The sequence below is a fragment of the Streptomyces sp. NPDC027189 genome, assembly GCF_055566975.1.
Genome location: NZ_JBVHRI010000002.1, coordinates 204,231 through 224,917 on the forward strand (window position 1 = coordinate 204,231; position 20,687 = coordinate 224,917).

General features: G+C 70.9%; 20 protein-coding genes. 12 read left to right on the forward strand and 8 right to left on the reverse strand.

Annotated elements, in window-relative coordinates; all coding sequences use genetic code 11:
* Nucleotides 1-100: 100 nt before the first annotated feature.
* Nucleotides 101-1,171, reverse strand: a complete 1,071-nt coding sequence (locus ACZ4RZ_RS05500) for a hypothetical protein (protein WP_467742286.1) — start codon at nt 1,169-1,171, stop codon at nt 101-103.
* A 219-nt stretch (nt 1,172-1,390) separates the two neighbouring features.
* Between ACZ4RZ_RS05500 and ACZ4RZ_RS05505 the strand changes: the two genes are divergently transcribed.
* Nucleotides 1,391-1,801 (forward strand): MarR family winged helix-turn-helix transcriptional regulator, encoded by a 411-nt coding sequence (locus ACZ4RZ_RS05505; protein ID WP_467743061.1) that lies wholly within the window; start codon nt 1,391-1,393, stop codon nt 1,799-1,801.
* A 36-nt stretch (nt 1,802-1,837) separates the two neighbouring features.
* On the opposite strand, the gene ACZ4RZ_RS05510 is transcribed toward ACZ4RZ_RS05505, so the two are convergent.
* Nucleotides 1,838-2,593, reverse strand: a complete 756-nt coding sequence (locus ACZ4RZ_RS05510) for a GNAT family N-acetyltransferase (RefSeq protein WP_467742288.1) — start codon at nt 2,591-2,593, stop codon at nt 1,838-1,840.
* Nucleotides 2,590-3,510, reverse strand: coding sequence for an NADP-dependent oxidoreductase (locus tag ACZ4RZ_RS05515; protein ID WP_467742290.1), 921 nt, complete (start codon nt 3,508-3,510; stop codon nt 2,590-2,592). The genes ACZ4RZ_RS05510 and ACZ4RZ_RS05515 overlap by 4 nt, the downstream gene beginning before the upstream one ends.
* A gap of 265 nt (nt 3,511-3,775) precedes the next feature.
* On the opposite strand from ACZ4RZ_RS05515, the gene ACZ4RZ_RS05520 reads away from it, so the two are divergent.
* Both ACZ4RZ_RS05520 and ACZ4RZ_RS05525 read left to right on the forward strand, forming a co-directional pair.
* Complete coding sequence (locus tag ACZ4RZ_RS05520) at nt 3,776-4,381, forward strand: sulfite oxidase-like oxidoreductase (RefSeq protein WP_467742292.1); 606 nt, start codon at nt 3,776-3,778, stop codon at nt 4,379-4,381.
* A gap of 16 nt (nt 4,382-4,397) precedes the next feature.
* The gene (locus ACZ4RZ_RS05525; protein WP_467742294.1) at nt 4,398-5,153 is read left to right on the forward strand and encodes a ferredoxin reductase; all 756 of its coding nucleotides are present in this window, start codon (nt 4,398-4,400) and stop codon (nt 5,151-5,153) included.
* Between the two features lie 23 nt (nt 5,154-5,176).
* Here the strand turns inward: ACZ4RZ_RS05525 and ACZ4RZ_RS05530 are convergent, their stop codons facing one another.
* A complete protein-coding gene (locus tag ACZ4RZ_RS05530) occupies nt 5,177-6,070 on the reverse strand; it encodes a universal stress protein (RefSeq protein WP_467742296.1) in 894 nt (297 codons plus the stop codon).
* A 461-nt stretch (nt 6,071-6,531) separates the two neighbouring features.
* On the opposite strand from ACZ4RZ_RS05530, the gene ACZ4RZ_RS05535 reads away from it, so the two are divergent.
* Nucleotides 6,532-7,233: a response regulator gene (locus ACZ4RZ_RS05535; RefSeq protein WP_467742298.1), complete on the forward strand. Its 702-nt coding sequence runs from the start codon at nt 6,532-6,534 to the stop codon at nt 7,231-7,233.
* A gap of 17 nt (nt 7,234-7,250) precedes the next feature.
* Here ACZ4RZ_RS05535 and ACZ4RZ_RS05540 read toward each other — a convergent pair whose 3' ends face one another.
* A complete protein-coding gene (locus tag ACZ4RZ_RS05540) occupies nt 7,251-8,960 on the reverse strand; it encodes a sensor histidine kinase (protein WP_467742300.1) in 1,710 nt (569 codons plus the stop codon).
* Nucleotides 8,961-9,241: 281 nt separating this feature from the next.
* Between ACZ4RZ_RS05540 and ACZ4RZ_RS05545 the strand changes: the two genes are divergently transcribed.
* From ACZ4RZ_RS05545 to ACZ4RZ_RS05570, 6 genes are all read left to right on the forward strand, one after another.
* Nucleotides 9,242-10,207 carry an acetylxylan esterase gene (locus ACZ4RZ_RS05545; protein ID WP_467742302.1) on the forward strand — a complete coding sequence of 322 codons (966 nt, stop codon included), beginning with the start codon at nt 9,242-9,244 and terminating at the stop codon, nt 10,205-10,207.
* Between the two features lie 8 nt (nt 10,208-10,215).
* Nucleotides 10,216-10,617 carry a nuclear transport factor 2 family protein gene (locus tag ACZ4RZ_RS05550; protein WP_467742304.1) on the forward strand — a complete coding sequence of 134 codons (402 nt, stop codon included), beginning with the start codon at nt 10,216-10,218 and terminating at the stop codon, nt 10,615-10,617.
* 279 nt (nt 10,618-10,896) lie between these two features.
* On the forward strand, nt 10,897-11,574 hold the full coding sequence (locus tag ACZ4RZ_RS05555; protein ID WP_467742306.1) for a GAP family protein: 678 nt from the start codon (nt 10,897-10,899) through the stop codon (nt 11,572-11,574).
* A 383-nt stretch (nt 11,575-11,957) separates the two neighbouring features.
* Nucleotides 11,958-12,185, forward strand: coding sequence for a ferredoxin (locus ACZ4RZ_RS05560; protein ID WP_369255584.1), 228 nt, complete (start codon nt 11,958-11,960; stop codon nt 12,183-12,185).
* The gene (locus tag ACZ4RZ_RS05565; RefSeq protein ID WP_467742309.1) at nt 12,182-13,573 is read left to right on the forward strand and encodes an NAD(P)/FAD-dependent oxidoreductase; all 1,392 of its coding nucleotides are present in this window, start codon (nt 12,182-12,184) and stop codon (nt 13,571-13,573) included. The genes ACZ4RZ_RS05560 and ACZ4RZ_RS05565 overlap by 4 nt, the downstream gene beginning before the upstream one ends.
* Nucleotides 13,574-13,597: 24 nt before the next feature.
* Nucleotides 13,598-14,812, forward strand: a complete 1,215-nt coding sequence (locus tag ACZ4RZ_RS05570; protein ID WP_467742311.1) for a cytochrome P450 — start codon at nt 13,598-13,600, stop codon at nt 14,810-14,812.
* Nucleotides 14,813-14,877: 65 nt separating this feature from the next.
* Here ACZ4RZ_RS05570 and ACZ4RZ_RS05575 read toward each other — a convergent pair whose 3' ends face one another.
* Complete coding sequence (locus ACZ4RZ_RS05575; protein WP_467742313.1) at nt 14,878-16,164, reverse strand: ATP-binding protein; 1,287 nt, start codon at nt 16,162-16,164, stop codon at nt 14,878-14,880.
* 454 nt (nt 16,165-16,618) lie between these two features.
* Between ACZ4RZ_RS05575 and ACZ4RZ_RS05580 the strand changes: the two genes are divergently transcribed.
* Entirely contained in the window at nt 16,619-17,785 is a 1,167-nt protein-coding gene (locus tag ACZ4RZ_RS05580) for a serine hydrolase domain-containing protein (protein WP_467742315.1), read from the forward strand.
* Between the two features lie 144 nt (nt 17,786-17,929).
* Nucleotides 17,930-18,655, forward strand: coding sequence for a GntR family transcriptional regulator (locus ACZ4RZ_RS05585; RefSeq protein WP_467742317.1), 726 nt, complete (start codon nt 17,930-17,932; stop codon nt 18,653-18,655).
* Here the strand turns inward: ACZ4RZ_RS05585 and ACZ4RZ_RS05590 are convergent.
* Both ACZ4RZ_RS05590 and ACZ4RZ_RS05595 read right to left on the reverse strand, forming a co-directional pair.
* Nucleotides 18,633-19,607, reverse strand: coding sequence for an anti-sigma factor RsbA family regulatory protein (locus ACZ4RZ_RS05590; protein WP_467742319.1), 975 nt, complete (start codon nt 19,605-19,607; stop codon nt 18,633-18,635). The two genes, ACZ4RZ_RS05585 and ACZ4RZ_RS05590, sit on opposite strands and share 23 nt — an antisense overlap.
* Nucleotides 19,604-20,497 (reverse strand): MEDS domain-containing protein, encoded by an 894-nt coding sequence (locus tag ACZ4RZ_RS05595; protein ID WP_467742321.1) that lies wholly within the window; start codon nt 20,495-20,497, stop codon nt 19,604-19,606. Before ACZ4RZ_RS05595 ends, ACZ4RZ_RS05590 begins: the two co-directional genes overlap by 4 nt.
* Between the last annotated feature and the right edge of the window lie 190 nt (nt 20,498-20,687).

Consider the following 20,687-nt stretch of genomic DNA (forward strand, 5'->3'; position numbering starts at 1 on the left):
TGAGAGCACCCGACCTGACGTAGCGGTAATGGGTCCCACCTCCTCGACAACTGCTCGGCTGGGGCGGTCCGCAGCCGGGACGGCCACCCTACAGGAACCGTCAGACGGCGACCGACTCCTCCAGCTCTTCCTCGGCTTCCTCCACTTGGGGAACGGCCTCTTCCCGTACGGCGCCACGGGCACGCGCCCGCTCGACGGCGCCGGCGACGGCCGTGACCAACAGGCCGACCACGAGCCAGGCGACCAGCGTTCCCACGTTGCCGGACAGGCCGTCGCGGTCGAAGTAGAGGAGGCTGCGGACGCCCTCGACGAATCCGGCGCCGTTCCAGAAAGCGTGCAGGGTGCCGAAGAAGCCGTTCTGGAGCTCCGGCCGGAACAGGCCCCCGGAGCTGGTGAAGTTGAGCATCACGAAGAGCACCATCATGGCGAGCGTGGTCCACCGCTTGAGGAAGGTGTGGAGCCCGACGCCGATGAAGAGGATGCCCGCGGAGTAGAGCCAGCTCATCCCCCAGACCGTCGTGAGGTCGTGGTGTGCGAGGTGGAAGACCGGTCCAGCGAGCGCCGCGCCGATGACGCTCACGACGCCGGATACCCCGACGGCCAGCAGCGCGCGTATCCGCAGGGGCAGCCCGGCGCCCGCGGCACCGAGCGCGGCGACGGATGCGTACGAGCCGATGCTCACCGCGATCAGCAGGAAGAACAGGCCCTGGCCCGTGGGGTCGTCGTCGACCGGCGGGGCGACGTCGGTGACCTTCAGTACCGCGCCCTGCTGGGCGGCGACCGGCGTGAAGACCTTCTCGACCGCCATGGCGCCCATGTCGGACGCTGCGGTGGCGACGACCAGTTCGGGCGACTTCGCGCTCAGCACGTATGCGCCGGTGATGTCACGGGACTTGAGCAGGTCCACCGCCTCGGTGCGATTCGGGACGGTGCGGACGTCGAGCCTGTCCCCAGCCTTGTCCTTGACCGTCTGGGCGAAGACCTTCGCCTCGGGGCGGGCGCCGACGACAGCGACGGGGAGGTGATGCGGCTCCGGCGTCACGAACGCGCCCATGTAGGCCAGCCCCATGCCGAGACACATCAGCAGGGGCGTGACCAGGTGCGTGAGCACATGGCGCAGGGCCGGTGAGCGCAGGCCGGTGACCACGGGAGGACCTCCATTGGTTGGCATATACAACTCTCTATCAAGTTGTACTATACAACCAGAAGAGTGGGAGGAGGCCCCGTGAAGGCACCCGAAGAGTCCGATGAGACGGTTGTCACCACCAGCGCGTCGGCGGACACGGCCGGCACGCTCGCGCACACGGCCGGCACGTCGGCGCTCGCCACCGGCGCGTCGGCCACCGGCGCGTCGGCCGCCGACGCGGCTGTCGAGACCATTCAGCGCGAGATGACCGTCTTCGCCCGACGGGCCAGGGCCTCGGCGGGGCGCATGCACCCCGAGCTGTCGCTGGTCTCGTACACCCTGCTCGGTCATCTGGAGGAGAGCGGCGGCTGCCGTGCCACCGACCTGGCCTCGCACTACGCACTCGACAAGTCCACCGTGAGCCGTCAGGTGGCCGCGCTGGAACGGGCGGGGCTCATCGAGCGGCGGCTGGACCCCGAGGACCACCGGGTGCAGGTACTGCATCTGACGGAAGCGGGCACCCGGATTCTCGCCCAGGTCACCGAGAGCCGCCGTGACGCCTTCCGGGAGCGGCTCTCGGGCTGGCCGGCAGAGGATCTGGAACGGTTCGCCGCGTATCTCGTGCAGTACAACACAGCGTACGAACCGCCCGTCAGAAAGGCAGCCGCGAGCTGAGGAGCTCTCCCGCCCGCGGTGGCCGGGTCCCCGTCGTCATCGGGCTCCCACGACCCGCTCGTCCCCCAGGCGCTCCGGCACACGCGCCGCCATGAACCGCGTGGTGCGGCGCAGTCGGAAGCCCAGGGATTCGTAGAGGCGGATGGCGTTGGTGTTGCCCGCGGCGGTGTGCAGAAAGGGCGTCTCGCCGCGCTCGCGGATACCGTGGGCGACGGCCAGGATGAGCCGGGTGGCCAGGCCCTCGCCGCGGAAGCGGGGGTCGGTGCAGACGGCGCTGATCTCGGTCCAGCCCGGCGGGTGCAACCGCTCCCCCGTCATGGCGATCAGGGCGCCGTTCCGGCGTATTCCGAGGTAGGTGCCGAGCTCGACGGTGCGCGGCAGGAAGGGGCCGGGTCTGGTCCGCTCGACCAGGTCGAGCATCTCGGGCACGTCGGCGGGGCCGAGCCGCACGGCCTCGGCGTCCGGCGACGCGGCGAGCCCGTCGTCGACCAGCTGGACGCCGTCCAGGCTGAAGGTGACCTCCCAGCCGTCCGGGGTCTGCCCGTTGAAGCCCGCCAGCGGGGCCTCGGCACCCGGGCCCACCAGGGCTGCCAGGTCCGTCCAGTCGTCGGCGTCCGGCTCGTCGGGCAGGGCCAGCCACGGCGATACGTCCGCGGGGTAGCGCAGGACGCGGCCACGGCGTTCGGCGAAGTGGGCGTGCGGGCCGGTCAGGGAACCGAGGGCGGGATTGTCCAGCGGGTGCGGGCCGAGCGGCGAACCGAGCACTGGATGCTCCGGTGAGCGCGCGCTCATGCGGACACCTCGATCACGATCTTGCCGCGCGCGTGACCGTCCTCGACGGTGCGCAGTGCCTCACCGGCCCGGTCGAGCGGGAACGTCCGCGCCACGAACGGGCGCAGCTTTCCGTCGACCACGAGCTTCGCCACCTCTTCGAGCACGGCGGCGGTCCGGGCCCGTGCGACGGGTACGCCCCCGAGCCGTGCGACCGTCTCCCGGTCGGCACTCGTGATCAGCTTCTTACGGTCGGTCAGCAGCGTCGCGGTGGCTTCCAGAACCTCGCCCCCGACAAGGTCGAACACGGCGTCCACGCCGTCCGGCGCCGCCGCGCGCACCCGCTCCGCGAGGTCGGGCCCCGACGGGACGTGCACGGCTCCGAGCGACTCGACGAAGTCCTTCTTGCCGTCGCTCGCGACCCCGACGACGCGCAGCCCGAAGGCGCGCGCGATCTGCGTGGCGGCCACACCGACCCCGCCGCCCGCGCCTGTGATCAGCACGGTCGCGCCGGAGCGAAGGTCCAGCTGACGGATTCCGTCGTACGCGGTGGCCGCCGCGACGGGCAGGGTCGCCGCGTCCGTGAACGACAGCTCGGCGGGCTTGTGCGCGGTGACGGCGACAGGAAGGAGCGTGTACTCGGCATATCCGCCGGTCACCGGGTTGCCGAAAACCTCGTCCCCCGCGCTGAAGCCGCTCACGTCGGCGCCGACCGCCTCGACGACCCCCGCGACCTCATGGCCGAACACGACGGGCATCTCGGGCTCCGGGGCGCCCGGGTGGCGGAAACCCGTCCGCACCTTCCAGTCGACGGGGTTCACACCGGCCGCGCCCACCGCGACGAGGATCTGGCCGGGGCCTGGGCTCGGCCGGTCCTGCTCCACCAGGGCCTCGGTCTCCGGGCCGCCGTACCGCGTGAAGACGTACGCCTTGGGCATCTGCTCCCTCACTCTCCTTCGCTGTCACCGGTCGCGGGGCCACTGTCACCGGTTGTGGTTGTACGGGCCACCGGACCGGCTTCAGCGGCAAGGAAGATCGCGGCACGGCTATTCCCCGGCTCCGGGAGAGTTCATACGTCCGCAATGATCGGGGTCCCGCCCCGGGCCGGAGCACGGTGAACCACCACGTACGGTTGAAAGCGTAAGCAATCATCACGCTCGATCCGCGGGCCGCCGTCCCGGACGGCCTGGAGGCACCACCCGTATGAACGTCACGCGAGGCTTCACCGGGCGCCCGCGCGCCCACAACACCGGACTGCCGCCCGGGCAGTACGACGCGGGCGACGACTGGCCCGTCCTGTCCGCCGAGGTCACACCCGACCTGGCGCCCGGCGACTGGACCTTCCGGATCGACGGTCTGGTGGCCGAGCCGCGCACCTGGGACTGGGAGCAGGCGCACGCGCTGCCCGCCTCGGCGTACGAGGGCGACATCCACTGCGTGACGAGCTGGTCGAAGTTCGGGGTGCGCTTCGGCGGCGTGTCCCTGAACGCGTTCCTGGACGTCGTGCGTCCCGACGCGAACGCCACCCACGCGGTGGCGTACTCGCACACCGGGTACACCACGAACCTTCCGCTCGCCGACCTCACCGGCGGCCGTGCCTGGATCGTGTGGGAGTACGACGGGCAGCCACTGCCGGCCGAACACGGTGGCCCGGCGCGGCTGATCGTGCCGCACCTGTACTTCTGGAAGAGCGCCAAGTGGATCGCGGGCCTGAGGATCCTCGACCACGACGAGCCGGGCTTCTGGGAGCAGAACGGCTATCACGCACGCGGCAACCCCTGGGAAGAGCAGCGCTACTCCGGTGACTGAGACGGCCATAACCCCGATGACCGAGACCTTCGTGCCCCCGACGGCCTTCGCCGTGCCCGGTCGGATCTCCGTGAGCAATGGTGTGGCGGCCACCTGGCAGACGGCCACGCTCACCGAGATCCGCCCCGAGACACCGCACGCCGCCACCTTCCGGTTCGCGGTTCCGCAGTGGATGGGTCATCTGCCCGGGCAGCATCTGATGCTGCGGCTGACCGCCGAGGACGGATATGTGGCGCAACGCCACTACTCCATCGCGTCGCCGCCCGACGACACCGGGCACATCGAGCTGACGCTCGATCATGTCGCGGGCGGTGAGGTCTCCGGCTGGTTCCATACCGTCGCCGAGCCCGGCGACACGGTCGAGGTGCGCGGCCCGCTCAGCGGCTTCTTCGCCTGGCCCGGCGACCGGCCCGCGCTGCTCATCGGCGCCGGCTCCGGTGTCGTACCGCTGATGTCGATGCTGCGCCACCACCGCGCGCGGGCACTGGACGTGCCACTGCGGCTGCTCGTCTCGGCGCGCAGCCCCGAAGAGCTCATCTACGCGCGGGAGTACGGCGCGGAGACCACGCCCGTGTTCACGCGCGGCGCGCCGGACGGTGTGCCGGTGGGGCGTATGGCGGCCGCCCATGTGGCGCCGCTCCTGGCCGAGCAGCCTCCCGGTGGGTGGGAGGCCTATGTGTGCGGCTCCAACGGCTTCGCGGAGCACGCCTCGCGGTTGCTGGTGGAGGCGGGGCAGCCCGTGGACCGGATTCGTATCGAGCGGTTCGGCTGAGGCGCTTCCCGGGGTCTCCGCCGTCAGTTGTGCGGCACGACGGCCACGGGGCACGTGGCGTGGTGGATGAGTGAGTGCGCGGCGCGGCCCAGGCCCTCACCCGAACGGCGACCGATGACGAGCAGACCGGCCCGGGTGGACGCCTTCAGCAGATGGTGTCCGGGGTGGCCGTAGACGACCTGTTCGGAGACGGGCGTCTCGGGGAACTTGTGGCGCCACGGCTGCAACGTGCCGGTCAGCATGTGCCACTTGCCGTCCTCCCGCTCGGCCGTGTCGCCGGGCAGGGGCACCCCGCGCGCGTAGCCGCGCAGCGGGGGCAGGGTCCAGGTGTGCACCACGTGCAGCGGCGCCGAGCGGACGGCGGCCGTGTCGAAGGCGTAGCGGATGAGATCGTCCGCCGGATGGTCCAGGTCGAGGCCGAGGACCACCGGAAGGTACGGGGCGGCGCTCGGTGGTGTGCCGTCGACGGTGGGCATCCGTTCGTCCTCGGGGAGTTCGCCCGCGCGCACCAGGACGACCGGGCGTTCGGCGCCGGCCGCGACGGCGAGGGCTACCGAGCCGATCAGGAATCCGGCGAACCCGGCGAACCCGCGTGAGCCGAGGACCAGGGTCTCGGCCTCCGCGGCCTCCGCGAGCAGCGCCGGGACGGCGGGGGTGTCGGTGGTGCGGGCGATGATGTCCAACGCCGGGTGGGCGTACGACAGTTGGATGGCGGCACGGTCGAGCACCGAGCGGGTCCGCCCGGCCGGGATGTCGACGTCCGGGATCCGCGCGGGCACGACCGGGTCCGGCCCCGCGTGCAGCAGACGCAGGGGGAGACGGCGGCGCCCGGCCTCGCGGGCGGCCCAGTCGGCGGCGTCCAGACTGGCGCGCGAGCCGTCGATGCCTACGGTGATGGTGCGGGTGCCGATGGTCATGGCTCCTGCCTTCCGGGAGTTCGGCGGTCAGTCGGTCCAGGGCTGCCGTTCGCCGCGCGGAGTGGTGCGCGAGTTCCGCAGCGGGCGCGATTCAGTCGTACGGCGCTGGAATCGGCGCGGGGTTCGCTGTCGACGCTGGCAGCCGGGCGCGGTCCGCCGGGAGAGGCGAACCGGCCTCCCACGGGGGCCGTTCGGCCCGCGGCCACGGGCGGACGGGCCGCTCGGCCCAGGCCCACGGGGAGATGGCGCTCCGACGTCATTGGGGCGCGCGCCGAACCGGAGTGGACGCGGCGGACGGGGTGCGGCGTGCGGTGCACTCCCCCTACGGCAGCGGCGCACCCCTGTGAAGGGACCATTCGGCCCTGTCGACGTATGCCGTAGTACGCGACGATCGATCGTGGGCCCCTGCCTCCGGGGCCCCAGCGTCCGGGGAGCAGAGGACCGTCCGGGGAGCAGTGGACATGGACGAACCAGAGCACGCGCCGCCTACGGCACCCGTCAGGGTGTTCCTCCTCGACGACCACGAGGTGGTCCGCCGGGGACTGCACGACCTCATCGACGCCGAGCCGGACATGGAGGTCGTCGGGGAGGCCGCAACGAGCGCACAGGCGCTGGTCCGTGGACCGGCGCTGCGGCCGGACGTGGCGATCCTCGACGTCCGGCTCCCGGACAGCGACGGGATCACCGTCTGCCGTGAACTGCGGTCGCGGACACCGGGGTTGGCGTGTCTGATGCTGACCTCGTTCGACGACGACGACGCGCTGCTGGACGCGATCATGGCGGGCGCGTCCGGCTATGTGCTCAAGCAGATCAGGGGCTCGGACCTGGTGTCCGCGGTCCGCACGGTCGCCTCCGGGCAGTCGATGCTCGATCCGGCGACGACCGCGCGGCTGATGAGCTCCCTCCGGGATCCTCAGGGCGAGGACGCCGCGCAGCAGGAGGAGGACGTCCGGCTGACCGGGCTCTCCGAGCGGGAGCGGGAGATCCTCCCCCTCATCGGCGAGGGGCTCACCAACCGGCAGATCGGCGAGCGGCTGTACCTCTCCGAGAAGACGGTGAAGAACGGGATTTCGCGGCTGCTCGCCAAGTTGGGGGTGGAGCGGCGCATCCAGGCCGCTGTGATCGCGGCACAGTTCCCGCCACGGCCGGGGCGGGAAGGGTGACGTGGGCGGGGACTGACTCAGCGTGACCGGAGAGGTACCCGCCACTCCAGGCGTGTGCCGCCTTCCTGACGTGTCGTCACGGTCAGCCGCCCGCCCAGCCGTTCGGCCCGTTCCGCGAGGTTGCGCAGTCCGCTGCGGCGGCCGCCGTCCGTCTCCATGCCGACGCCGTTGTCGTCGACGCCGAGCGTGAGGTGCCCCTCGCGCACGACGAGGGCCACCTCCGCCGCGGTGGCCGCCGCGTGCCGGGCCACATTGGTGAGGGCCTCGCCGACGACCGCCACGGCGTCCTCCGCGATGGAGCCCGGGACGTCCACGTCGATCAGCCCCTCCATACGCAGGGCGGGCGTGAAGCCGAGCACGCCGGCCGCCGCCTCCAGGGCGCGCACAACGCGGATACGCAGACCGGCGTCGGGGGTCTCGTGGGCGCGCAGTCCGAAGATGGTCGACCGGATGATCTTTATAGTGGTGTCCAGGTCGTCGACGGCCCGGCCGAGCCGTTCGGCGGCCTGCGGATGCTGCACGAAGCGCTGGGCGCTCTGCAGGGTCATCCCGGTCGCGAACAACCGCTGGATTGCCAAATCGTGCAGGTCGCGGGCGATCCGGTCGCGGTCTTCGAGCAGGCTCAACTGCTCGGCGTCGCGCCGCCGTTCCGCCAGTTCCATCGCGAGGGCGGCCTGCCCGGCGAACCCGAGCAGCGGCGCGGTCTCGACCTCCGTGAAGGGCGGCCGTCCGGCGCCCCGCGCCAGCATGAGGACACCGCGCAGCCCCTCGCGGGTGCCCATGGGCACGGCGACGGCGGGCCCGAGGCCCTCCCAGCGGTCGGGGCCGTAGGTGATCCGGGTGTCCTTGCGTACGTCGGCGGTGGCCACGAGCGTGCCCGCGGTCAGGGCGGCGCCGGCGAATGTGCCCTCCCTGGGCAGCACGAGTCCCAGATGGTTCTCGGCCTGGTGCCCCAGCGCGAGCGCCCCGCGCAGGTCTCCGGTGCCCTCGACCACGAGGTCGACGACGCCCAGGTCGGCCTCGGTGATCTCCCGGGCCCGCTCCAGCATGACTTCCATGACCTGCGGCTCGGGCACCCCGGACAGCAGCCCACTGGTGATCTCCGCGCTCGCCTCCAGCCAGCGTTCCCTGAGCCTGACCTCGGCGTACAGGCGGGCGTTCTCGATGGCCACACCGGCGGCCACGGCGAGCGTGGCGAGGACGGCCTCGTCCTCGGGGTCGAACTCTCCCCCGCCGCGTTTCTCGGTCAGGTAGAGGTTGCCGAAGACCGTGTCGCGCACCCGGATCGGGGCCCCGAGAAAGCTGCGCATCGGCGGATGGTGCGGCGGGAATCCGGACGAAGCGGGATGCTCGGACAGCTCCGCGAGCCTCAACTGCTCCGGTTTCCGGATGAGTTCGCCGAGCAGACCGTGCCCGGAGGGCAGGTCGCCGATCGCCGTCCACACCTCGTCGCTCACGCCCACGGGAATGAACTGCGCGAGCTTCTGCCGCTGTCCGATCACGCCGAGCGCTCCGTACTCGGCGTCCACCAGGACGACGGCGGCCTCGACGATACGGCGCAGCACCTGTGCCAGGTCGAGCTCGCGCCCCACCGACAGCACCGCCTCCAGCAGGCTCTGCAGCCGGTCGCGGGTGCCGCGGACGGCCTCGATCCGCCCCTGCAGCTCCTCCAGCAACTCGTCCAGGCGCAGCTTCGGCACCCCGGCCCCGCGCCCGTCCCTGCCCATGGGCCCCTCCCCCGGTGAGAGCCGACGAGACGTCACCGCTCGGTCTCTCACGGTAGCCGCTGAACGTGGCCGTGGCAGCGGGGAGTCGAATGTGGCAGTGACGTGGTGAAGCTGCCCTGCGCACGACCTCACGACCTGAATCGCCGACAGGGGACGGCACGCCCGAGGCAGCCCGCACCGCAGGGGCGACTCGGACACCGGTGGAAGGCAAGGCTTGGCGACCTCCGACGGCACACGTACCGTGTGATCATCCGCACCTCTGATGTCAAAGGTGGTCCTTCATGGCCCTGTTCGACCTCCCCCTCGGCGAGCTCCGCGACTACCGCAGCGCGTCCGCCGAGCCAGAGGACTTCGACGCCTTCTGGGCCAAGACGCTCCAGGAGGCCCGCGAGCACGACCTCGCCGCGCGCTTCGAGGCGTTCGAGACACCGCTCAAGACCGTCAAGGTGTACGACGTCACATTCGCCGGATTCGGCGGGCACCCGGTGAAGGGCTGGCTGACCGTCCCGGCCTGGGCGAACGGGCCCCTGCCCACCGTCGTCGAGTTCATCGGGTACGGCGGCGGACGCGGCCTTGCGCACACGCATCTGCTGTGGGCCTCGGCGGGCTTCGCGCACTTCGTGATGGACACGCGCGGCCAGGGCAGCGCCTGGGGCGGCGGTGAGACCCCGGACCCGGTGGGCAGCGCGCCGGCGTTCCCCGGTTTCATGACGCGCGGGATCGAGGACCCGGAGGGCTACTACTACCGGCGGCTGTTCACGGACGCTGTGCGCGCCGTGGAGGCCGCCCGCTCGCATCCGCTGGTCGACGCGGCACGCATGGCGGCCCTCGGCGGCAGCCAGGGCGGCGGCATCACCCTCGCGGTGGGCGGTCTGGTGCCCGACCTGGCCGCGATCGTGCCCGATGTGCCGTTCCTGTGCGATTTTCCGCGCGCCACGGTGGTCACGGACCGCAACCCGTACCGGGAGATCGGCAACTACCTCAAGACCCACCGCGGCCGCACCGACCAGGTGTTGCGCACGCTCTCCTACTTCGACGGAGTGCACTTCGCCGCGCGCGGCCGGGCGCCCGCCCTGTTCTCGGTCGCCCTGGAGGACCAGACCTGCCCGCCGTCGACGGTCTTCGCGGCGTTCAACGCGTGGGCGCACGAGGACAAGAAGATCGAGGTGTACGACTTCAACGACCACGAGGGCGGCGGCCCCTACCAGGAGGCGGCCCAGCTGCGCTGGCTGCCCGACCACCTTTGAGGCCCGCGATGGACACGGCTCAGGCGGCGCGGCGCTTCGTCAGGGTGTGGGAACGGGCCTGGGCGGCCCACGACGTCGACGCGATCCTGGAGTTGTACGCCATCGACTGCGTCCACCGGTCCATGCCGTTCCGCGAGCCGCACCGGGGCCGGGACGAACTCGCCGCCTACGTACGGTGGTCCTTCGCGGCCGAGCAGACGACCGACGTTCGATTTTCCGAACCGATCGTCGGACAGGACGGCCTGGCCGTCGCCGAATTCCGGGTCCTCGCGGAGGAGGACGGGCACCCGTCGTCGCTGGCGGGCTGCGTCTTCGTCCGCTTCGACGCGGCCGGTCTGGCCGTGGAGACGCGCGACTACTGGCACAGCACCCCGGCGTACGTAACCGCACTTCCATGGGAGATGACTTAGTGCAGCGAGCGCACTGGGGGAATCCGGAGGGACAGAACTGAGCAGGTCGGTGGCCCGGCTGTAGCGCGCCGCGCGGTGGTGCGGCGCGGCTCACTCCTTGGGCGCTTGTGTCGTGCGGCTGGGCAATACGCGGTCGACGATGTCTGTGGAGAGGTCTGAAGGTTCTTTGGCCGAGTGCTCTGCCCAGGCCAGTCAGGCGGCTCTCCGCACGGGCTGCCGGGCCGACTCCTGTCAAGCCCTGCCCAGTCCGATCGCTCCGATCCTCTGCTGGAGGCTGCCATGGGTCAGGTTCTTGGTGATGTCCTGGGTTTCGCGGCCGCCGTCGCCGTCAGCCCGCTCCCGATCATCGCAATGATTCTCGTACTCGCCACACCTCGGGGACGGCTCAACGGGTTACTGTTCGCCGCGGGCTGGGTTCTCGGGCTCTCCGTACTGGGCGGGGTGGTGCTGGCGATCGTCGGACCAGGGGGTTCCTCCGCCAACAGTCAACCGGCCACCTGGGTGGGCGGCCTCAAGCTTGCCCTGGGAGTGCTGCTCGTCCTCTTCGGCGCTCGGCTGTGGCGTCGGCGCCCGACGGATCCTTCGGAGGCGCAGTTGCCGAAGTGGATGGCCACGATCGACCGACTCACGCCGTTGAAGGTCTTCGGACTTGCGGTGGCCCTGGCCGCGCTCAACGCCAAGAACGCCCCGCTGACCATCGCCGCAGGCGCCTCGATCGCTTCGGCCGGGCTTCCTGTCGGGCAGCAGATCGCATCGCTGGCGGTCTTCGTACTGATCGGCTCACTCGGACTGCTGGCCCCGCTGGGAGTCTTCCTGCTCGGGGGAGATCGGGCAAAGACCACGCTCGGCAGCTGGAAAGACTGGGCCGCACAGCACAACATCGCTGTGATGGCAGTCCTGTTCTTCGTTCTGGGATTGAAACTGCTCGGTGACGGCATCTCCATCCTCACCTCCTGACAGCGGCCACAAGCGGTGGACGGTCCCATCGGCACGCACCTTCCGCCCAGCTCAGAGGCGCACTACTCCTCTTCGGGCCCTCTGGCCTGCTGGGGTGACCGGCGCCCGTAAGTCCCCATCCCGGCGTGCGGACGACATGCGCGCGGGATAGGCTTTTGACGTCAAGGTCAGGTTCTCCGGGCGGTTTGCAGACGCCGGGACCTCATTCGCGATGACCAATTCTTCCGGCGGAGACCTTTCACGAGCGTGGTACACCCCTTCGCATTCTCAGGGGGTGAGCAAATGCCAATTCCCTTTCTTCGAAGGCTTGCCTCGTGCTGTGGGCGCCGTAGGAGTGCTGCCTCAGGGCCCGCAACTTTGCAGTCCCTGAAATGGAGGTCGGGATGAGAGTTGTCGTTGATCTTTCCCGGTGTCAGGGATATGCGCAGTGCGCGTTCCTGGCTCCGGACGCGTTCCGGATGCATGGCGAGGAAGCGCTGATGTATTCCTCGAACCCCGACGATGCCCAGCGCGAGCAGGTGCTGCGCGCCGCGGCGGCCTGCCCGCTCCAGGCCATTCTGGTCGACCAGTTGGAGGAGCGGGACGCGTCGGTGGGGGTGTCGCCGTCATGAGCAGTGCCGACACCCTGCAGGGATTCAAGCGCGACGGCCGCGTTGTGATCGTCGGGGCGTCACTGGCGGGACTGCGAGCCGCGGAGGCTCTGCGCGATGAGGGGTTCACCGGGTCGTTGACCATGATCGGTGACGAGCTGGGCGAGCCTTATGACCGCCCCCCGCTGTCCAAGCAGGTGCTGACCGGGTGGGTGCCGGCCGGGGGCACTACGCTGCCGCGACGTCGTGACATCGATGCGCAGTGGCTGCTGGGCGTGCCCGCCGCCGGGCTGGACCTGGCGACCAACAACGTGCGGCTCGCCGACGGCCGCACGGTCCCCTTCGACCGCATGCTGATCTCCACCGGGGTACGTGCCCGGCCTTGGTTTGTCGAGGCCGAGGCGGCCCTGGACGGCGTGTTCGTGGTGCGCACGCGCGAGGACGCCGAGGGCCTGCAGCGAGCGATCGCCGCCGGGCCCTCCCGCGTACTGGTCATCGGCGCGGGCTTCACCGGCTCCGAGATCGCCTCCATCTGCCGTGAGCGTGACATCCCGGTGACCGTCGCCGAGCTGGCGCCGGCCCCGTTGGTCGGCGGACTCGGCGCCATGATCGGTGAGGTCGCGGCGGACATGCAGCGCGCCCACGGTGTCGACCTGCGCTGCGGTGTCAAAGTCACCCAGCTGGAGGGCGACGCACAGGGGCGGTTTCGCCGCGCCCACTTCGCCGACGGCAGCACGGTCGACGCCGACGTGGCGGTGGTGGCGCTCGGGGGCATCCGCAACACCGAGTGGCTGCGCGACTCGGGGCTTGCGGTGGGCGTATGGGGAGTCGCCTGTGACACGGGCTGCCGCGCCTTCGACCTCAACGGCCTGGTCACCGACGACATCTTCGTCGCCGGAGACGTGGCACGCTCCCCGAACCCGATCTACGAGTACCGTTTCATCTCGCTGGAACACTGGGCCAACGCCGTGGAGCAGGCCGAGATCGCGGCGCACAACATGGTCAGTGCCCAGGCGGACCGCTGGCCGCACCTGTCCATCCCGACGTTCTGGTCGATCCAGTTCGGCGTCAACATCAAGTCCGTCGGTGTACCGACCTACGCCGACGAGGTCATCGTCACCCAGGGATCCGTGGCCGACCACCGCTTCGTCGCCGCATACGGGTACCAGGGCCGCGTGACCGCGGCGGTCAGCTTCAACAACGCGAAGTGGCTGGACCACTACCGGCAGCTGATCGAGACCGCCGCGCCCTTCCCGCCCCCCTGCCCCACGCCCGACCAGCCCGTCGACGCGAAACCGGTACCCGTCGACTTCCCCGGCCCCACTCTGCTCGCCCAGGGCGCCACGGTGGTCGTCACCGGCCATGACCCGGGCGAACGGCGCGTCACCGCCATGCGGCAGCACCGGTAGGACGGAAGCAGGAGGGAAAGCGACATGACCACGACCGAGACACCCGACATCCTGCCTCGGATCCTCGACTACTCCGCCCGGGCCGATCCGTACCCGCTGTACGCCGAACTGCGCAAGACGCCGGTGGCCCTGCAGGAGGACGGCAGCTACGTCATCAGCACCTATCGCGAACTCGCCGGCGTACTGCACGACCCACACCTGAGCTCCGACGTCCGCAATCTGTCGCATCCGATGCCCGGGATGGAGGAACGCACCACGCCGTCGTTCATCAACCTCGACCCGCCCGAGCACGACCGTCTGCGGCGCCTGGCGATGCGCCACTTCGGCCCCCCGCACACCCCGGGGCTGGTGACCGGCATGGAACCCGACCTGACCGCCACCGTCAGCAGCCTGATCGACGACTTCGCGGGCAAGCAGCAGATCGACATCGTCGACGACTTCGCCTACCCGTTCCCCGTCACCGTGATCTGCCACCTGCTCGGCGTACCACGCGAGGACGAACCGCGGTTCCGCGTGTGGGTGAACGCCATCATCGACTCGATCGACTACAACCCCAAGACCGACCCGAAGGAGAAACTGGACAACGGCGTGCAGGCCACCAAAGACCTGCGCCAATACCTCGGCGGGCTGCTGGAACAACGCCACGGCCGGCCCGGCGACGACCTGCTGACACGGCTGGCCAACGACGACGGGCCCGACGGGCGGATGACCGACGAAGAAATCATCAGCACCGCCAACCTGCTGCTCATCGCCGGCCACGAGACCACCGTCAACCTCATCACCAACGGCATGCTCACGCTGCTGCGCCACCCGGAGGTACTGCAGCGACTGCGCGACGAACCGGACCTGGTCGTGCCGCTGGTCGAGGAACTGCTGCGCTACGAGCCCCCCGTGCACATCATTCCCTGGCGGGCGGCGTACAGCGACATCACCGTCGCCGACACCGTCATCCCCCAGGGCTCGCAGATCATGCTCATGCTCGCTTCGGGCAGCCGGGATCCGGACCGCTTCAACGAGCCCGACCGCTTCGACCCCGATCGGCAGGACAACCAGCACCTGGGGTTCGGCAGCGGCATCCACCTGTGCTTCGGCGGTCCGATGGCTCGTCTGGAGACCCAGATCGCGCTGAACGAGCTGGTACGTCGCCTGGACCGGCCCAGGCTGGTCGCCGACCCGCCGCCGTACCGGCCCAGCCCCGTGCTGCGAGGTCCCATCCATCTGCACATCGAGCAGGGCTGAGGCTCGAGCGGCGCGCTCGCGGCGTAGTCCTCCTCCCGGGACGACGGCGGGATCGTGCGTCGGTCTCAGAGCCGGCTGTACTTCTCGATGTCCTCGGTGAACTCCTCGATCGCCCGTGCGGTGAGCGTTGGCCGGGTGTCGGCGATGGCGGTCATGTAGTCCTCGGTGGTGGCCGGTCGGCCCTGGCGATCCGTGACTTCGCGCTCGAATGCCGCCTGGGCGCCCTTGCGGGCCGCGAATTCGATGTCGGCCGGGGTGAACAGCTTGCTGGCCTCGACCAGTTGGTCGAGGTCCACTGAGTGGGCGGAGGCCCTGAGATAGCGGGCCCAGATCGCCGCGCGGGCGGTTGGGTTCGGCGGGCCGATGGGGATGACGTAGTCGAACCGGCCCGGTCGCAGGAAAGCCGCGTCGAGAGAGCGTACTGAGTTGGTGGCGCACGCCAGCAGTCGCGCGTCGTGCTCGCGGAAGACGGGGATGAGTTTGAGCAACTCGTTGGTCACCCCGTGCCCGGGATCGACCGCCTTCCCGGATCGCACGCCCGCGATCTCCTCGACCTCGTCGATGAAGAGCACTACCGAGTCCAGTTCCGCCAGGTCCGCGAAGGCCTCCCGCAGGGCCACTGCAAGCCCCTCGCTGGTGTCGGCCGCGAGCCGGGAGGGGAAGAGTTCCACGAACGGCCAGCCGAGCCGTGAGGCCACTGCTTTGGCGAAACTGGTCTTTCCGGTGCCGGGTGGGCCGAACAGGATGACCGCCTTGGGCGGGTCGACACCGTAGCGGTCGGCCAGCGTCGGCTCGGTCAGCGGGAGCACGACCCGGCGTTCGACGACCTGCTTCTCCCGCTCCATGCCGGCCATCGCACCCCAGAGCCCCTCGGGCAGCATACGGCCGCCCAGGGCCGCGAGATGCTCGGCGTCGGCGGTTCCGGGTGGTTCGAGTTTCTCGTAGTAGGTCAGGTCGTCGCGGAACCGGTAGCCAGATTTCTCCAGAGCCTTCGTCCCAGCGGCGTGGGCGGGCAGCAGTGCGCTGATGTGGCGCACGCCCTGTGCCCGCAGACGCCGCTCCAGCTCGGCGAGGAGAGCACTGCCGATCCCGCGCTCGCGCCAGCGGGAGGCGAGTGCCACCAGGAGGATCCACCCCCGCTTGCCGTACGCCTGCCCCACGGCCATGCCCACCAGTTCGTCGCCGACCACTGCGACCACTGCCGTCTGACCGGCCTTGGCCGCGGCCATCACCTCGGAGACCGGGAACACCCGGTCCTCGTCGGCCTGGCGGCTCTGGTCCCAGATCTGGATGGCCTGGTCAAGATCGTCGTCGTGATAGTCGCGCAGATGCCATGCGGGCATCGCCACCACCTCACCCTGCCCGGGAGTGCCATTGTCTCCCGCAGGAGCGCTGGGTGACGACCCGAGCCGACCCCTCGCAGCCTCCGTGCCCACGATGATCGGACAGTGCCGGTCCAGCCCTCAGGCGGGCGACCCGCGTGACGCGGGAGCGTGACTCATCCGTTGGGGGCGCCGCGCCCAGGGCACAGGAGTCTCCGGCGCGGAAGGCCAAGAGGTCACGTTTGCCGAGGTGTTGCGCACACCGTCACGGGCATCGGAGCCCAACGGTTCGCTGTTCCTCATCCAGGCAGGCCCGTCGGCCGGCCTCCTCGGCACGACCGGGGACGGGGCGGCGGACGGTGGGTACGGCTCCAGGGCCGGACGGCAGATGGGGTCCAGCGGCTTCCCTCCAGTCCGACCAGTCGGTACGTTCAATGGGCCCGGCCCCTTCCGGGTTCATCCGCGGACGCATGACGGAGGTCCCATGTCCCAGCACGCGCCTGATGTTCAAGGCCACTGCGATGCGCGCTTCTCGGCGGTGCGCGCCGCGTTCGAGGAGAACTTCCGCGAGCGCGGCGAACTGGGCGCGGCCGTGACCGTCACGCTCGACGGGGAGACCGTGGTGGACCTGTGGGGCGGCTGGGCCGACGCGGCGCGCACCCGCCCCTGGGAGCGCGAGACGCTGGTCAACGTGTGGTCGACGTCGAAGGGACCGACCTCACTGTGTGCGCACATCCTGGCCGATCGGGGGCTGCTCGACTTCGACGCTCCGGTGGCCACGTACTGGCCGGAGTTCGCGGCGGCGGGCAAGGAGTCGATCCTCGTGCGGCATCTGCTGTCGCACCGGGCGGGGCTGTCCGGGCTGCGTGAGCCGCACACGCTGGCACAGCTCTGCGACTGGGAACTGACCGTCGAGCGCCTCGCGGCCCAGGAGCCCTGGTGGGAGCCCGGGTCGCAGTCCGGCTATCACGCGCTCACGTTCGGCCACCTGGTCGGCGAGGTGGTGCGGCGGGTCTCGGGGCTGCTGCCGGGCGCCTTCCTGGAGCGGGAGGTGACCGGGCCGCTCGGCATCGACTTCACCATCGGGCTGCCGGAGAAGGAGGCCGACCGGGCGGCCGAGCTGGTGCATCCGCCGGCCGCGTCCAGCAGTGAACAGGCAGCGATCTTCGCCCAGTTGGCGCCCGAGGCGCTGGCAGCGCTCGCCAATCCGCTCGTCGGCGCGACCGAGGCGAACACGCCGCAGTGGCGGGCGGCCGAGATTCCGGCCGCGAACGGCCACGGGACGGCCCGCGCGGTCGCCGCACTGTACGCGATCTTCGCCCGGCGAGGCGCGTACGGCTCCCGGCAGGTGCTCTCGCCGGAGGCCGCCGAGCGGGTGCGCGAGGGGCAGGGCAGCTGCCGTGACCTGGTGCTGGGCGCGGGGTTCGAGAACGAGACGGAGATCGGGCTCGGGCTGTGGCTGAGCGGCCCCAACGGGTCGTACGGACCCAACCCGCGGGCTTTCGGACACGACGGCTTCGGCGGCTCCTGCGGTCTCGCCGACCCGGAGGCGGGCGCCTCCCTCGGGTACGTCATGAACCGCATGGGCCCGCACATCGCCGACGACCCAAGGAAGATGGCGCTCGTCGACGCCCTGTACCGCGCGCTCTGAGCGTGTCCGCACCGCAGGGAGGGTGCGGACTGAAATCGGCCGAACTGCCCGACCGCTCTTTCCTGGTGGTTTAGACCAATGCTAGATGTGGTGCCGCAATGAGCCCGCACGGCTACGTCTTGTCACCACACAGGAGGCGCGGACATGGCCCGCACCACCCATCCGTCCGACCACGAGCCGCTGTATTCGCGGATCGCCACGCAACTGCTCGGCGAACTGCGCGACGGTTCCATTCCACCCGGTGAACGACTTCCGGGAGAACGGGAGTTGGCCACCCGCTTCGGCGTGAGCCGGGAAACCGTACGGCAGGCGCTGCAGATGCTGCGGCGCGGCGGTCTGGTCTCCACCGACCGGCGCGGCAGCCACGCCACGCTGCCCGGCACCACCGCCGAGCACGTCCCGTCCCTCGACTTCCCCGTCGGCGCGCACACCGCCGAACCGTGCACCGTCCGGCGGACCACGGTGAACTGGGAGGCTCCCCCACCGGAACACGCGCACGCGCTCGGACTCGCCCCGCGGCGCCCGACGCTGGTCCACCGCTACGAGTCGGCCGCCGCGGACGGCACCGGGCTGCGGACGGCCGTGACCTCCTTCTCCACGGTCGCGGTGACCGAGGTCGAGGAGCTGGCGCGCTACCGCGACCGCGCGGACGGCACCGCGGAGGCGCAGCTGCGCCGGGCGTACGACTGGATGCGCAAGGCGGGGCTGACCCTGCACCACCGGGACTCGATCACCCGGCTCCCGCAGTCCGTGCGGGTCACCCGGCGGGTGCACGACCAGTACGACCGGCCCTTGGAGATCACCGATCTCGTGGTGGACGCCCAACAGGACGCCCTGGTCTACGAGTTCACTCTGCCGGCGGCCGGATGACCTCTTCCGGGCGGCGGAAGTACATGCGCACGGTGGAGCCCGTGGGCCCGAGTTCCTCGGCGACGAGATCGCTCAACTGCCGTACCACCCACATGCCGTGTCCGCTCACGGACCGCGCGTCGGGCGGCAGATGCCCGGGGAACCGAGCGGGGACCGCCGAGTTGTGCACGCCATTGTCGGCGACCTCGCAGATCACATAGTCGGGGTCGCTGCGCAGCCGCAGCACACCGCCCCCGCCGCCGAACCGCACGGCGTTGACCAGCGCCTCGTGGACCGCCGCCACCATGTCGTACGTCCGCTGCTCGGGCATCCCCGAACGGCGGGCGTACGCGGCGAGGGCACGGCGCACCGCCGCCGACCGGCCGCGTGCGAAGCGGATGTCGTCCGGGCCGTCGGACAGCGGGTCCCGCGGGCGGACGGCGTCGCACTCGGCATAGAAGTCGGCCGGGTCGGCGTAGTGTCCGCTGGGGGCTGACGTGCGGGCGCCGAGGGCGAGTTCGGGGTGGGTGCGGGTCGCTGAGCGCACCACGTCGGCGGGGAGCGTGCGCGCGTCGTAGGGGCACAGGATCCAGTGGCCGGACTGCGCGAAGGCGACGTTCAGCAGCGACTCGTAGCGCATCCACTCGCGCGCCTCGAACTCCGTGCGGCCCGTCCAGACGGGTTCGCCGATGACCCGCACGCGGCGGTCTCCACCGTGGTCCGCGCAGTACGCGTGGTACTGGCCCAGGGTGCGGGAGGGACAGCCGTACCAGTCGTCGGCGTCGACGAACTCGACGTCCCCGGACCGGCTGCCGAGGGTCGCCTCGAGGAGCGCGATGTTGTGGCGTCGGACGACGGCGAGGACGGCGTCGCCCGCGGCCAGGCCGTCGCGGACGAACTCCAGGGTTCCTTCGAGGAATTCGTCGTCCGAGCCGTAGCACAGTGCCTGGTGGACGAACCCGGTGCGGGTCATGGCGGGTCCTCTCCTCGCTCGATCCGCAGGCCGGGCACACGGTCCCAGCCGGTCACCCGCATCACGCGCTGGACGTGCGGGGCGACGCCGTGCAGGACCAGGGTGCCGCCCGCCGCATACAGGCCGAGCGCCGAGAAGACCAGCAGGCGCAGCGCGCCGACGTCGACGAATCGCAGGTCGCGCAGGTCGAGTCGGGTGCGGATGCCGTTCGCGGTGCGGGCGCGGGCGCGGGCCGTCTCGGCGTGCAGGGCGCGGGCGACGGCGGTGACGTTCGTGTCGTCGATCTCCCCGGCCAGTGCCAGGCCGGGCGGTGCGAAGGTGCGAGTGATGGAGAGCAGCTCGTCCCGCCAGACGAGGTCGGCGGCGACCCGGCCGTGGTGCAGTCCGTCGAGCGGGACCAGCTCCTCCTCGTCGAAGACGCGGCGGTCGTACTGGCAGACGCCGAGCACGGGGAGGGAGGCGAAGACGGGGTCGAGGAGGAGCTCGCTGTCGTGCAGCGTCTTGAGGCTCCTGTCCGTCGGGCCGCACAGCACCTCCATGCTGACGCGCAGCCCGAGGAAGCCGTCGGCGACCGCGCGCCGCGCCTCGCGGCGGATCACCTCGTCCAGGTCCCAGAGCCCTTCGGGCGTGGCCAGATGCGGGTCGACGGCGAGCCGCCCGGCCGCGATCTCGTCATCCACGGGGCAGCCGTACGCCTCCAGGAAGGACAGGGCCAGGACCGCCGGAATGTCTCCCGGTGTCAGCACCAGCCCGCGCTGCCCGCTGGCCAGCCCGTCGAGGAGGAAGGCGGCGAGTACGGTCTCGCGCTGCTCGTCGGTGTCGTAGCCGAGCAGCAAATGGTCCCCGGGGCGCATCTGCCCGACGGCTCGCAGCGCCGGTACGACTGTCATCCCCCGCACCCCCCAAGGTCTCAACTCGGTGTGCCGGGACGCCTCCACGCTACGCCTGACGCGGCTTCGGCGTGAGGGCCTGTGTCTGAATCCCGGTCGGATCAGCGCGCGGCGTCTGGTGCGTGCGATCGCAAGGCGCCGGAAGGTCCTCGATGGGGTCCCCCCCCCCCCGCTCGAGCGGAGCCGAGAG